Here is a 14,418-nt window from a genome sequence, read left to right as displayed (position 1 = left end):
GACCACTTCGAGTAAGCTCGAGGTCAGCCCGGTCATATCCTCGCCGACCTTGTTAAATGAAACAGAGGTCGGAAATGGAAATTTTCACAACACTCTTTATGGGAACACCGCTCTGGATGTGGCTGGTGTTCATCGGCATTGTTCTTGCACTTCTGGTGCTGGATCTTGGTGTCTTCAACAAAGAAGACCATGAGATCGAGATTGGCGAAAGCCTCAAAATGTCAGCGTTCTATATAACGCTTGGCCTGGCTTTCTCCGGTTTCGTCTGGTGGCAGATGACCAGCGAGGCGACAGCACAATATCTCACGGCCTTCGTGGTCGAAAAGACGCTGGCGCTTGATAATATCTTTGTCATTGCGCTGATCTTCAGCTTCTTTGCAATCCCGAGAAAATATCAGCATCGCGTGCTGTTCTGGGGTATTCTTGGCGTTATCATCCTGCGCGGCATCATGATCGGTCTGGGTGCCACAATTGTCGCAAATTATCACTGGGTTCTTTATCTCTTTGCGATCTTCCTGATTGGCACAGGGATCAAGATGCTCTTCTCTGGTGATGATGAAGAGCCTGATCTGAGCCGTAACCCGCTTCTTCGCTTTGCCCGCAAACACATGCGTGTGACGGATGAGCTGCATGGCAATGCATTTTTCGTGCGTATCAAGGATGGCAAAACGGGTAAGATGCTGCGCTTTGCAACGCCGCTTTTTCTGGCGCTGGTCATGATCGAATTTGCCGATCTGATTTTCGCAGTCGATTCAGTGCCTGCTGTGTTCACAATCACCACCGATCCGTTCATCGTCTATACCTCCAATATCTTTGCGATCCTTGGCCTCAGAGCGCTGTTCTTTGCCTTGTCGGCTATTCTGCATCGTTTTGCCTATCTCAAATATGCTTTGTCCATTCTGCTGATCTTCATCGGCTCCAAGATGTTCATTGCAGACCTGATGGGCTGGGAGAAATTCCCGCCAGCATGGTCGCTTGGTATTACCTTTGCCATTCTGGGCGCTGGTATTGTGGTTTCGCTGGTCAAAACCAAGGACGATAACAAGGCTGTTATAGACACACAGTCTTAAGCAGTTTTTTGTCTATGTCGGGCGTCAGGGAGAACTCTGGCGCCTTTTTCATTGCAGTTGTGCTTGCATATCACGATGTCTGCCGTGCAGAGCGCTGCTCATCAAAGCTCTTACAGAAAATCCGTCTTCAGCGGCCTTTTCCACCAGGATACGCAGATAACCGCTGATGGAGCGAATTTCGCCATATCGCTGTAGGAGATAAGCAATAACAATGGCTGTGTTTTCTCTTCCTAAAATTTTCAGAGCGAATTGATGCAGTCGGGTATCGATGCCGATAAACCCGTGAACTTTATCGGTTGCATCTATAAGATGCTGCCATTGAGTAATCGGTTGTTGAGCATAGGATGTTATTTCAGGACAGGCTCGTAGGACGAAATCAAGCGAGACAGTCCTTTCTGGTAACGGTTTGTCAGTTGAGGAACACTGTTTAGTTCTCATGTTTGCAACGGTTCTATCAATATAGGAATCTGGTTTTGATTCATAATATTGCCGCTCATTTTGAGACTCTCTGCCGCCCATATTTTGATTTTTTTCGTTGTTTTTCAGAGCGTTATCAACAGTGGCGTAAATTTCATTCAGCTTCTTGATTAAAACAAGCAGTTCTTGTGCACTGGCACGGCGTGGAATTATGTCCACGACAGTTCTGAAAACTGTACTGATATCAGTCCATGATCCGTCCAGTTTTTGTTCGACGGCATATTCAAGTGTTTTGGCTATATCGCGGCGTAGCAAAGTTAGCTGCTCACGCAATTCGCGTAGCAGGGTCTTATCGGCTTTGACTTTTTCGGCGGCAGCTTCAATTTCGTCTTTGCGTGCAAGCAGTGGGGCAAGAGAGAAACCAAAAGCAAGTTTGACATCGCCTGTTTTCGTACGGCGGGCATAGCGTTTGCCATTGGGGCTGTCCTGGCGCGCAACAAGACCTGCATCGACCAGCGCTGCAAGATGTCTGCGTAAGGTTGCATCGGCCATGCCATGGGCGCGCAAGGCGAGTTGTTTGTTGGAAGGAAACACAATGAGGCCATTGGTTTCGCTCAAAATATTCTCAGGATAAAAGGATAGCAGCGCTGCAAGAACTGCAAGCGTGCGGTCACTGATACCAAGAATGCTCTTGCCTTCGCAGAGCCAACGATGAAGCTGCCATTTATCGACAGCTGATCCTTCAGGAATTTCCCGTGCCTTTTGCTGCATTGTCAGCAAGGCATGAGTCATCCTTTGACGACCAAAGGGCGTCAAGCCGAATTGAGACTCCATTTTCTTCCACCTTCCACAAGGCAAAAGAAATTCAACCGCCAAAATGACGCTAATTACACTTGACAGTGATTCGTAGATTTGCGATTCTCTAGCTGCTAAACCAATGAGAAGGGCTTCCACGCGGCGACGTTTGGGGGCCTTTTTCTTTTGCTTCGGTTTCCTTTTCGTTCGTTCGTGCAAATGACCATCACTTGCATCCAACTCAATCTTACCCGCTACTCAGAAGACAGGGATAAGTTTCCCTGAATTTTTTAAATGCACTGCCTCTTGATATCTGGGCGATGCGATGAAAACTTTATACTGGCCAGTTCTGAAATAGGTTATGGGCTTTTCAGAACTGGGATTACGCTTACGCACTCACTTTTCCTCATCCCGAAATGACGCATAAAGCGTATCGAGATTACGGGAAATCCATTCAGCAAAACGTTGTCCATTTGCGGCACCAAGCGCCAGTGTGGCCGTTTTACCTGTTTTTTTGACCACGACACTGATGCTCTTGTCGTCTGATGCCCATGTGGTTCCAGCGCGCGAAGCAGCCTTTGTGACAGGCTTGTTTTGCCGTGACCCTTTCAAATAGCCATAGAGCTGCTCAAAGCGTGTGGCAGACTGCGCATTTTTAAAAGCATCTGTTGCGATCAGTTCACGCGCGGCATCCGCTTTGCTGGGCATTTCGATCAGCTTGCGCAATTCCAGCCAGCGATCCCGTCCAATACCCTTTGCAGGCCCAATGGCCACCAGCATATCTTCGGGAATAGACCGCGGGATTGTCAGCATCTTCGACAAGGTCTGATAATCTACCGACAAGGCTGCCTGTATTGCTTCGCGATCAAAATTCATCGCTTCAAGGCGCGCTGCAAACAGTACGCGTTCAATGAAGCTGAGATTGGCACGGGCTGAATTTTCCTGCCCCTGGCTCAGAATATGTTCAAGATCTTCCAGTGGCTTGATGACGGCCTTGACCTTGATACCGAGCTCTTGAGCGACACGGGCGCGGCGATGGCCGAAAACGATCATATAGCGGCCGCTGGTCTGCGGGTGAGGGCGAACAAGAATTGGACTGTCCTGCCCTCTTTCCCGAATGGCTTCCAGCAGCTCGGCATATTCCTGATCGTTCGCTTCTTGCAGACGGTCCGCTATAAAAGAAACATCAAGAACTGCCGGGTCCAGTTCAACGATCGTTTCACCATCCAGCTTTTGTGCAGCCTGCTTTGCGAGTTCGTTAATAGACGCGGAGAGAGACTTTGCGGCACCGAAACGACGAGTCACGCTTTCTACGGGGGCTTCGGATTGTTCTTCCGTTGCTTCCGGGCGCATGACGCTTTCAAATATGTTCTTTCGTGCCATTCTCATATCCTCAAACCAGGCATAAGACTGATTTTACTTCATTATTTCAAAATTAGACGGCAGTCTAACGTCCCCAGGCTTCATGTATAAGCCCACGTATCTCCGAGTTTACCAGCTCCATGGCTTCCATGGCGCGATCATAAGTTCCGCGGTTCATGGACGAGCGCTCAACTTCGTAAAGCGTTTGCTTGGTAAGGCCTGCATCCGAGATTGCCGTTGATTTGAGCATTTGATGCTTGAGCATATGGGATGCCAGCATGCTTTGCATGAAGCCAACCATCTGCGCCTGAGGCACATCTGTTGGCTCATAGCGGGTGATCAGATATCGGAACCAGTCGAGATGCACGGCACCACCTGCTTGACGGACGGTCTTGAGGATATCGCCAAGCATCAGCAAAAACTGCGACATCGACATGAGGTCGAGCATTTGCGGATGAACCGTAATCAGAACCGACGTTGCCGCTGAAAGGGCGGTGAGCGTGAGATAACCAAGCTGCGGCGGACAATCGATCACAACGACGTCGTAATCATGATCGACCTCCGCCAGCGCCATGGCAATACGGCTAAAAAAGGTTTTACCCTCCCCGCCGTTTTGCATGGCAAGCGGTGTATCATACTCATATTCCTGCAGCTCAAGCATTGCAGGAATGATATCAAGCCCCGGAAAGTTCGTTTGACGAATGATGTCACGGATCGGCTTGCGCTCGGAGTCGTAACGAATGGCCTCATAGAGCGATGGGAAATTGTCGAGTTCCGGCTGAATGCCATGCAAGGCTGACATTGATGCCTGCGGATCCAGATCAATAGCCAGAACGCGATGGCCGGTGAGGGCAAGATGCTGCGCCAGATGCGCGGCAGTCGTTGTTTTACCCGAGCCGCCCTTGAAATTCACAACACCAATGACCTGGAGCTTCTCATCACCGCGCCGATGCGGTACATAACGCTTAACCTCAGCACGACCATTTCGATCAAGCCAATGGCGCAGTTCCTGCATCTGCTCGATAGAATAGGCCCTGCGTCCGCCGGAAAGGATGGTAGGCTCAACGCCCTTGCCTTCCAGATGAAGCTTTTTGAGATTGCTCGGAGATACACCAAGAAAATACGCAGCTTCAGCCATAGAAAATTGCCGCAACTGCTTGCGCGCATCCGGAGGGAAGTTTTCATGGCGCAGCAAATTGAGCTTGTGCGATATTTCGCGCCCTTGCATCAATATCATGTCGTCGAACGACATCGGTGCTGTTGAATTTGCGATATTCATTACCTTAAGGTCCCTAGTGACGGCACTGGAACTAATACCGCCTAAATACCGTCATTATGTCCGATTCTTATTTTGTCGCAAGAGGCTCTGTTAACAAAGCGTTACTCCACGCAATTTAGCCATTTCATTGTTTGCCTTCCTACGAATCGGTTTTCATCTATCACATTGAAACTTATGAGTTTTGTCGAAAATAGACGGCAGTCTATCGGAATCAGTTCAACGCATACCCGTTTATGGGCGTTTGTTTGAGCAAATCTCAAGCTCTGCTCTGCGGTTCCGCTGTGGAGGAATCACCAGCCAATCGGTCTTGGTTAAGATATTGGAACGCTTCGAATGGGGCTCTTTAGAAATGCGTTTCCTGACGTCTTGCTGTGAAAGCGTATTTTGCGGGTCATCTCCTCCGGCAACATTGTGTCAGCGCATTCAAAACGTAAGCTGTGCGAAGAGGACCGACTTCATTGCCTGTGCGGATGCTGAACCTATCTCATCCATCGAACATATTGCCATTATGCGATAACGATATCGAAAAAGGCGCGACGCTGCAGCAACAGGAGGACGTTTAAGAATTGGGTTGGGGGCAAGATAAAGAACGACGGTCAGATCTATAGGGTAGGCCCTGCCTTCAAAGGAGGTGCGAATTATCACCAAAGCCGGTCGGTCTTTGGAGGCGGCTTTTTGCCTGAGCTTGTATCCGGGCACTCAACGATACGTCTCACAAACAGGGGCCGAATGTTTTTTGCCTTGGGCAATGGAATTCGGGTCAAAACGGCTCTAGGACTAGACAATCGTAACCAAATCAACATATGATTGCGAATGGAAGGCAAAGTATTATTTGCTTCTTATAAAGCGGAAGATACCGCGAGAGATGGCTTTTAGAGTCAGTCACACCAGTGAAATAAAAACTGGGTTTAATTTTCAAAACGCTGAATAAACCCTATCGTTTCATACTGATAGTTTTTTTCGAGTTTTCATCATAAGCGGGTCAGATTTGTTGGCAGTGTCATTTTGCCGGGCAATTGCGCACTTGTTCATATCCTATCATAATCCGGTCTGTTGCAGAATGGACTTACCCCGATTTAGTGGAGAGGTTCTGCCAATAATTTACGTTCTATCATCTCGAACTTGATCGGCGATTTATACCCGAGTGCAGAATGTCTGCGCACAGGATTTGAGAGTCCGTCAATGTATTCGCCAATGGCTTTGATTGCGTCATTTCTGGTCTGGAATACAGTGCGCCAGATCAGTTCTGATTTGATGGTCTTGAAGACGGTTTCCACCATTGCATTGTCATAGCAATTTCCTTTGCCGCTCATGGATGGAAGCATTTTGTGAGCTTTGAGGATTTTGCGATACTCATAACTGGCATATTGGCTTCCCCTGTCCGAGTGCTGGATCAGCCCCGGCTTTGGTTGCCGGATTGCAATAGCTCTCTTTAAAGCACTTATCGCCAGATCCTTCTTCATTCAGTTCAACATGCATTCGAGGGCTGCCATAAGTTTCACGTGACAGCTCAAACTGGTTACGAATGTGAGCCAGGATGATCATATCGTCGAGTTGGCGACGACTGGGCAAACGATGCTTCCATGCATAATAACCGCTGATGCTGACGCCGGTGAAAGCGCACAGCCGTGACAGAGACATATGGGCCTTCTCCGTGTCGATGAACGCAAACGTCATCGACTGTTCGGTGGGAAAACAGTTCACCGGACTGTTTTCTTATCCGCCTCAACTCGAGCGAAGAAGGCTGTCGCTTTTTTTAGTAGGTCACGTTCGTGTCGCAGAAGTTCGTTTTCTTTACGAAGCCGGGCAAGCTCCTGGCCCATGTCTTCATGCGGATCGGAGAGCAGATATTTCTCAGCAAAATTGCGCCGCCAACGGTCAAGCGTTGACTTACCAATCCCAAGCTCCTCAGCAACCGACGACATGCTTCGACCACTCGTCGTTAAAATCCGAACGGCTTCGCGCTTGAAATCTTCTGTAAATTCTCGCTGCTTCAATTCTAAGTCTCCTGTCAGTCTTGTCTAACAGAAGCCCTCCACTTTTGAAGGGGAAGTCTAGGGAGCCGTGTTGGCAAGGCACTGCGCCGTCTGGTCTCAAGTCCAAAGGCGGAGTTCCGGTAGCGGAATCCGGAGATAACTCCATACATCTTCCGGATTGAAACTCGTAACACCATCACCTCATGCTATCATGATGTTGCTATAGCCATGGGCCAAGGCTGAATGGAGAGCCGTATGCGTTGAAAGGTGCACGTACGGTTCGGAGAGGAGAAGCGCAATTGCGCTTCTCACTCTACTCAAGGTGAAAGGCGATTGGTTGTATCTGTACCGTGCGATAGACAGCAACGGTGATACGGTTGAATTCTATTTCAGCAAGGAACGTGATTTGAGCGCTGCCAAGCGATTTCTGCGCAAAGCTCTGGCCCGTCACCGCAGACCAGAGCGAATTACCATCGATGGAAGCCAGACCAACAGAATAGCTATATTGCAATGGGATACAGAGAGCCGGCTTCGACAGGCTGGCAAACCGATTGCCATTCGCTCCAGCAAATACATGAACAACAGCATTGAGCAGGATCATCGCCGCATCAAACGACGCACACGCTCCATGCTTGGTTTCAAGTCAGAAATCTCAGCCAGCATCACGCTCTCTGGCATCGAACTCATTCACATGATGCGTAAACAACAAGGCATCTTTGAATATCAAAAAGCACTCTCTATCAAACAACAGTTCGAAGCACTCGCGGCATAACTGTGTCCAGAGTTAAGCCGCACTTCGTTCAAATCGAATTTTTGTAACACAACCGCCACGGGAACGTCCCATGCAACCATCGTTGGCATCCCCTTTTTTCCTGTGGCTCCGTGCTTGTGAACGCGGACACAGGTACTGTCGATCATCACGATATCACCGTCATAGGCTTGAGAGACGGCCTCCAGCAGTCGACCCCAGACACCAGCACGTCGCCAACGAAGGAACCGGTTGTAGCAAGTCGTTGCAACACCATAGCGCTCACGGATTTCAGACCATGACGATCCTGTGCGGAAGCGCCATAGAATGCCATTGAGTACCATGCGATCATCGACGCGGGGTAAACCACGCGGTTTGCATGGCAACAGCGGCGCAATAATCGACCATTCGCGTTCTGTAAGTTCATAGCGGCGACGTGACATCAAAGATCTCCAAATCCGAGACCTTTGAATCACTAATCCATTCAAATAGCTAGACTATTTATGAGTGCACGACCTAGGATGAGCCGAAATAAGCTACGTTTGTTTCAAAGGTGTTGATGCCGAATAAGAGTGCATTAATTTTCCGATATCATGGATAAAGAACCAATAATTAAAGCTTTGACACCTAGCGTGTATTTATTTTTAATTTCGCTGTTTTCTCTATGAGCACTGTTTTGGTTCATTTCTTCTTTGGGAATAAGCGTATCAGCAACAGAAACACACACATGCGCGACAGTTTGGAAAAGCCACTGAGCTTGCTCATTTGTAAGATTATAGGATTGCACTAATAATTTTTGGTGGTTTTGAATTTTTGAAATCATATCTGATGTGATCAAATCTTCACGCAGTAAATAAGGTGCGATGCCCGGATGTCTTTCCACAAAGTGCCACATACAAGCACCGAAAGTTTCCATGTATTCTTCCAGTGGCTCATCATGTGGGGCAGGAAGCTGCCAGCGTAGGAAAATTTCGCTGGCAACTAACTGTTTGAGTTCATCTAAAGAAGATACATATGTGTAAAGCGTCATATGACTGAGGCTAAGTGCTGCTGCAACACCGACGATAGAAATCTTTGGCAGTCCCATAGCAATTCCGGCATCTGCAATTTGCGTCCGCGTGATTTCCCGCCGTGGCCGGCCACGGGCTGATTTTATGGCACTCATCATATATTCTCTAGTTTCTCAGAACGGGCAAATGACGGTAACACGGGCTGCGTCATCCTGGTATTCGAATAAACTTATATACCAGTTTTGTGCGAAATGAATTGCAGCCCGCAAAAATGACTGTCATAAAGACACGCTACCGGATTATACATGTTTTAAATATTTTAATAAGTTATATAGAACCAGCAGGCAGAGCTACGCATGTCAGCACAAAATTTTGCATGAAATGTAAGTGTACAGCGATTTCCTGACCACGTCGCCAGTGTTGCGACCAATCTTTTGTGAGCCTTAACCGGCCTGCGCGTCTGCTGAAGTCCACTGTCATTTCTGCTGCATAAAATCCGTAGAAACGGCCTGTCTGCGGGTGGAGCGCTTTATAAAGACTCTCTTTGGCTGAAAAGGCTGTGGTGACGGCAAGGCCTTTGCCCTGCTGTGGCAGGCGTTGTATTTCGTCCGGCGTTAAAACCAGAGCGGCAATTTTTGCTGCCTCGTCTTCAGTTTGCAGCGTTTCAATATCAATGCCGATAGCGCAATAGCGGGCATTTTGTGCGGCAATGGCAAGGGCATAGCCGTCACAATGGGAGATGGAGCCTGTCGTGCCCTTCGGCCATACCGGCACATGATTGGCAGCGCGGTGCGGGGTAGCAACCACACCGGTTATTGTGCGCAGTGCTTCACGGGCGCAGCATTGTCCTGCAATAAATTCTGCTTTGCGGCGCGGGGTAAAAGCCTTAAATGTATCCGGTAAAGTCACGGCTTCCATATCCTGAAAATCCGGGTTCAGGGGCAGATCATGGCAGGGATAGCGGCACATAAACAGGCTGGTATCTCCGGCCAGCTCCGGCCATGGCGCAAGGCTAAACGGTTGCGTGTCCGGTCGAGCAGGGGAATGTCCGTCAGCAGCCAAGGGTTGCTCCTCCGTCTACAACAATATCCTGCATGGTCACGTGCCCTGCCAGATCAGAGGCCAGAAATAGCACAACATTGGCAATGTCATCCGGTACCGCAATTTTGCCGAGCGGTATGCCAAGTTTGAACTGCGCCGGCAGGCCGTCAATCAGCTGCTGTTCACCGGAGTTGTTCTGCAACATGTCTGCCAGCATGGGCGTGCGGGTTGATCCGGGGGAAACCACATTGCAGCGAACACCATAAGGTGCAAGCTCCAGTGCTACGCAATGGCTGAGGCTGGTCATTGCCGCTTTAGAGGCGCAATAGGCCGCCATATTGATGCGCGGCACATGGGCGGCATTGGAGGCAACATTGACAATCGCCCCGTGTCTTTGTTTGCGAAAGACCGGCGCCCAGTTATGCAGCATGTAAAATGCGCCGCTGGCATTCACGTCCATGCAGGTTTGCCAGTCATCGGCGGAAAGGCTCTCCGTGGTGCCGGGTTTCAAAACGCCTGCAACATTGACCAATATATCCAGCGTATTATCTTCCGCTTTCAAATGATCGCAGAGTTTTCTCACTGCTGCTGCATCGGCAATATCGGCTTGCAGCAACTGGAAACTGCAGCCGCTGCTCTGATCCGCAGCTTTGCAGTCAATGCCGGTGACACGGGCACCCTGACGTATAAATTGCTCGGCAATACAGCGCCCGATGCCTTGTGCAGCACCGGTGATGATGACACGTTTGCCAGCAAAAGAGGCGTATTTATTGATATCCAGAAGGCTCATTTTCAGGCTGCCTGTTGCTGCTTTTCAATCAGTGCCCACCATGCTGTCAGGGTGGGGTCACGTGCCAGTTCCTCAAAGCTGATGTCCAGCCCGCGCTCTTTCAGCTCTGCAGAAAATTTCATGACTTTGAGCGAGTCCAGCCCGTAAAAAATCAGGTTTTCATCGGCATCAAACTCACTGGCGTCCTCGACTAGTTGCAGTACACGCTGCTGCAGCCAGCTGCGGGTGGTGCCTGTGGCAGGCTCCTTAACCAGATTATCGGTCCCGAACACGCAACCGCAGCGTGTAGCAACATATTTTAGCGCGAGCCGGTGCTCATCCTCGGAAAAATCTGCTATCGCATCGCCCACCAAAAATGGCTGTATATCGCTCATAAAAGCTTCAACCGCCGTGATCATACAGCCGATATGGGCATAGACCCCGCCGATAATCAGCTGGTCGCGGTTCCAATCTTTCATTTGCTGTTTCAGGGTGGAGCGCTGAAAAGCGCTGTAACGCCATTTGGTCAGCACCAGATCATTGCTGTCCGGTGCCAACTCATCAATAATCTGCTGCGCTTCCGGCTCTGCCACGGTAAGACCGGGCCCCCACATATCGTTCAGCAAAGCGCGGTCTTCGGCGGACTGATTATGGGGCTGGGCGGTATAGATGACGGGGATGTTATGGCTTTTTGCCCATTGGCGCAGGCGCACCAGATTATGCACCAAAGTCTGCATCAATGTGCCTTCCGCATCATAGAAACGCAGGAAATAGCGCTGCATATCATGGATCAGCAAAACAGCGCGGGATGAATTGATGGTCCATGCAGTTTTATTGGCGGGATAGGTCGCAGGCAGCGGAATTGCATAATCAGCAATTTTAGGAATTGTCATAGCTGGCTTTCTGATGGTGATACGGGAAGTTTAAGTTCAGCGCTAAGCTGCTTTCGCGCTTAGCGCTCAGACCGCGCTGGCATTTTGTGCGAGAAGCGAACGCAGATGTTTCTTGTCGATTTTACCGACAGGTGTGAGCGGCAAATGTTCGATGAACTGAATGCGATCCGGCAATTTATATTCGGCGATACCCAGTGCTGCGAGATGGCGGCGCAGGGCAGGTGCTTTCAGTTGTGGGTTACGGGAGACGACAAAGGCGCAGCTCTTCTCGCCCAGCAGCTCATCATCCATCGCCACAAGGGCAGCATGGGTCACATCATCATGCAGAACGATCAGATTTTCGATTTCTTCTGAGGCGACTTTCTCACCGCCGCGATTGATCTGATCTTTCACTCGGCCGACAACACGCAGATAGCCCTGCGCATTGCGTTCAACAATATCACCCGAATAATAGAAACCTTCCTTGTCGAAGATACGGGCATTATGCTCAGGGCTGTTATAATAGCCGCAAAATGTATAGGGCCCGCGTGTGGTAAGCATACCGGCCTCACCATCAGGCAGCTCATTGCCGTTTTCATCAGTAATGCGGATTTCATCATCGGGACTGATCGGTCTGCCTTGTGTGGTGAAGACCAATTCTTCATCATCTCCCGCTCTGGTATAATTCACCAGACCTTCCGCCATGCCGAAAACCTGCTGCAAACGGCAGTGCAGAATTTCTGGAACTTTGCGTGCCAGAACCTCGGCAAAACTGGCGCCACCCACCTGAATCAGCCTGAGCGAATGCAGCTTTTCCTGATGTTCGGGGGCAGCCTGCAACCAAAGCGCTACGGCTGGCGGTACAATGGCAGCCATATCAATGCGGTGACGCTCAATCAGGGTGAAACAGCCAAGCGGTTCAGGACTTGGCGCAAGAATAACGCAGCCGCCGGCATGAAAGACGCCAAGTGCGCCGGGAGAGCTGAGGGCATAATTATGGGCTGCGGGCAGCGCGCAGAGAAACCGCGTCTGCGGTGTTAATTCGCAGATATCCGCACTGGCACGTACGCTGTAATCATAATCATTATGGGTGCGGGGGATGAGTTTGGGTGTGCCGGTACTGCCGCCGGAAAGCTGGAAAAAGGCAACCTCATCCGCCGGTGTCGGTGCCAGCGTCGGGGCAATGATGTCGCCATCCGGTTCTTGCAGCCAGTTACCGAGATGGTTGGTTTCATGCGCATCGCTGTCATCACCGGCGAGCAGTGTGAGCTGCGGGCGCAGACCTTCCGCATCCAGTTCTTCCAGAAAGCGGTGATCCTTAAACAGCTCATGCTGTTTGGCACCTATGATCAGTTTGGGCTTGATCTGGCTGGTATAGGCGGCGAGCTCAAGTCTGCGATGGGAGTAAATCGCATTAACCGGTACAATGCCCGCTTTAAGCAATGCGAAAAATACGATGTAAAATTCCGCAATATTGGGCAGTTGTACCAAGGCAGTATCGCTTTGGCTGATACCGGCAAGGCGAAGGCGGGTCGCCAGGTTGCCGGAGAGCTGATCCAGCATGGCATAGCTGATGCAGCGCTCACCGCAGAGAATGGCCGGTGCATCCGGTCGTGTCAGGCTCTGGTTCTGGAGAATGCGGGTGAGGGGCTGATCAATCCAGTAACCTTTGCGGCGATAAAGATCGGCTCTTTCCTGCGGCCAGCGTGTGAATTCAATTGTCATTATTCTACCAGTCGAAAAGTTTTGGACCAGAGCATAATTCCTTAAAATTGAACCAGTCTAAGGTGAAATTATGCTATGCTTTTAACGCGTCAGAGTGAGTTTGTGCGCCCGATTGGTTGCATTGTGCTCTAATTATCCAGGCCACAAGCGCGCAGCATGGTGCCGAGTTTGGTTTGCACCTCGTTCCATTCCGAGGCGGGGTCGGAGGCCTCAACTATGCCCGCACCGGCAAAAAGCTGCACAATATTGCGCCGCACGCTGCCGCAGCGGATGGTCACCACCCATTCCCCGTTGCCCTGTGCATCTGACCAGCCAACCATGCCGGTGAAAAAGCGCCGCTCGAAAGGTTCGATAAAATGGATCAGCCGTCTGGCACGTTCGGTCGGATAGCCGCAAACCGCCGGTGTGGGATGCAGCAGACAGGCAAGCTGCAAGGCTGTCAGTGACGGATCGGCAATGGTGCCGTGAATGCGCGTTGAAAGATGCCAGAGCGCGGCTGTGCTGATCAGCGAAGGCCGCGTCGGCACATCCAGCCAATCGCAAACCGGTTGCAAATGGGCGGCGATGTCCTCAATCACCAACCGGTGTTCATAAAGGTCTTTTTCAGAGTGGTTGAGTTGCTGCGCATTGCGCTGATCGGCAAGCGGATCGCTCATGCGTTTTGCCGAACCTGCCAGCGGATTGGAAATGATGTTGCGGCCGTTTTTCCGGATTACAAGTTCAGGGCTGACACCGACAAGCACCGCACCATCATTCAATAACAAGCTGAACTGATAGCCCTCGCGGTTTTGTGCGCGCAGATTGGCGAGCATTTGCTCCGTATCGACATCCTGTTCGAACGTGATCTCACGCATCACGGAAAGCACGGCTTTGCGTACATCGCTGAGGCGGAAATTGGCAATTGCCTGTTCCACTGCACGTTTGAAACCGGCTTCATCGGGGAGGCTTTTCTGTGCGGTGGGTTTTAAAATGCGAGGGGCGGCGACAGAAACGGCAGGGGCAAGATCGTGCCATTCATAGGATTGCGGAATGAAAAGGCAGGATGGTTCTGCAGGGTTGAAGGGAATAGCGCCGACAATGACCGGATTATCCTGTCCGTTTTTTTGGGCTTCCCCCAATGCGGCTTTTATAGTGCGTTGAAAAACACTGTTGGTGTCGCTACCGTTTTCTGCAGGGGTGTTAATTTCGCGGTGTAGACCGCGGGTGCACAGTTGTTTATTTCCGGACGTAAAGGAGAAAAACCTTTCGCCATTAACATTAGATTGTTCTTCAGACACATCGGTTCTGAGGTGACTTGTTCTCATGCTCATTACACTCCAGTGACGGATGTAAGGGGAAAATACCTGCAGCGCAG

10 protein-coding genes and 3 pseudogenes are annotated in these 14,418 nt (G+C 50.3%); 2 read left to right on the top strand and 11 right to left on the bottom strand.

From position 1 onward, the window contains the following. Window positions 1-74 precede the first annotated feature (74 nt). Complete coding sequence (locus ABE527_RS17220) at window positions 75-1,070, top strand: TerC family protein (RefSeq protein ID WP_265984975.1); 996 nt, start codon at window positions 75-77, stop codon at window positions 1,068-1,070. Window positions 1,071-1,118: 48 nt separating this feature from the next. Here the strand turns inward: ABE527_RS17220 and repC are convergent, their stop codons facing one another. The 4 genes and pseudogenes from repC to ABE527_RS17200 form a co-directional block, all read right to left on the bottom strand. Then, window positions 1,119-2,321, bottom strand: a complete 1,203-nt coding sequence (gene repC, locus ABE527_RS17215) for a plasmid replication protein RepC (RefSeq protein ID WP_499697686.1) — start codon at window positions 2,319-2,321, stop codon at window positions 1,119-1,121. 357 nt (window positions 2,322-2,678) lie between these two features. After that, entirely contained in the window at window positions 2,679-3,665 is a 987-nt protein-coding gene (gene repB / locus ABE527_RS17210) for a plasmid partitioning protein RepB (RefSeq protein ID WP_499697672.1), read from the bottom strand. A 64-nt stretch (window positions 3,666-3,729) separates the two neighbouring features. Beyond that, window positions 3,730-4,923 carry a plasmid partitioning protein RepA gene (gene repA / locus ABE527_RS17205; RefSeq protein WP_499697671.1) on the bottom strand — a complete coding sequence of 398 codons (1,194 nt, stop codon included), beginning with the start codon at window positions 4,921-4,923 and terminating at the stop codon, window positions 3,730-3,732. A gap of 1,076 nt (window positions 4,924-5,999) precedes the next feature. After that, window positions 6,000-6,938 (bottom strand): annotated as a pseudogene (locus ABE527_RS17200) (transposase). Between the two features lie 271 nt (window positions 6,939-7,209). Between ABE527_RS17200 and ABE527_RS17195 the strand changes: the two are divergent. After that, window positions 7,210-7,671 (top strand): annotated as a pseudogene (locus ABE527_RS17195) (IS6 family transposase); the annotation flags it as partial. 36 nt (window positions 7,672-7,707) lie between these two features. On the opposite strand, the pseudogene ABE527_RS17190 reads toward ABE527_RS17195, so the two are convergent. The 7 genes and pseudogenes from ABE527_RS17190 to ABE527_RS17160 all read right to left on the bottom strand — a co-directional run. After that, window positions 7,708-8,090 (bottom strand): annotated as a pseudogene (locus ABE527_RS17190) (IS5 family transposase); the annotation flags it as partial. Window positions 8,091-8,224: 134 nt separating this feature from the next. Then, the gene (locus tag ABE527_RS17185) at window positions 8,225-8,815 is read right to left on the bottom strand and encodes a TetR/AcrR family transcriptional regulator (RefSeq protein WP_499695143.1); all 591 of its coding nucleotides are present in this window, start codon (window positions 8,813-8,815) and stop codon (window positions 8,225-8,227) included. 169 nt (window positions 8,816-8,984) lie between these two features. Beyond that, on the bottom strand, window positions 8,985-9,719 hold the full coding sequence (locus ABE527_RS17180; protein WP_499697670.1) for a 4'-phosphopantetheinyl transferase family protein: 735 nt from the start codon (window positions 9,717-9,719) through the stop codon (window positions 8,985-8,987). Continuing rightward, a complete protein-coding gene (dhbA, locus tag ABE527_RS17175) occupies window positions 9,709-10,488 on the bottom strand; it encodes a 2,3-dihydro-2,3-dihydroxybenzoate dehydrogenase (protein ID WP_499697669.1) in 780 nt (259 codons plus the stop codon). The genes ABE527_RS17180 and dhbA overlap by 11 nt, the downstream gene beginning before the upstream one ends. A 2-nt stretch (window positions 10,489-10,490) precedes the next feature. Beyond that, a complete protein-coding gene (locus ABE527_RS17170) occupies window positions 10,491-11,360 on the bottom strand; it encodes an isochorismatase (protein ID WP_499697668.1) in 870 nt (289 codons plus the stop codon). Between the two features lie 66 nt (window positions 11,361-11,426). Then, window positions 11,427-13,064, bottom strand: a complete 1,638-nt coding sequence (locus tag ABE527_RS17165; protein WP_499697667.1) for a (2,3-dihydroxybenzoyl)adenylate synthase — start codon at window positions 13,062-13,064, stop codon at window positions 11,427-11,429. A gap of 128 nt (window positions 13,065-13,192) precedes the next feature. Further along, window positions 13,193-14,368: an isochorismate synthase gene (locus ABE527_RS17160; protein WP_499697666.1), complete on the bottom strand. Its 1,176-nt coding sequence runs from the start codon at window positions 14,366-14,368 to the stop codon at window positions 13,193-13,195. Window positions 14,369-14,418 lie beyond the last annotated feature (50 nt).

Source organism: Brucella sp. TWI432 (assembly GCF_039674445.1).
GTDB classification, from domain to species: Bacteria; Pseudomonadota; Alphaproteobacteria; order Rhizobiales; family Rhizobiaceae; genus Brucella; species Brucella chromiisoli.
This window is presented reverse-complemented; position numbering and strand designations above follow the sequence as displayed.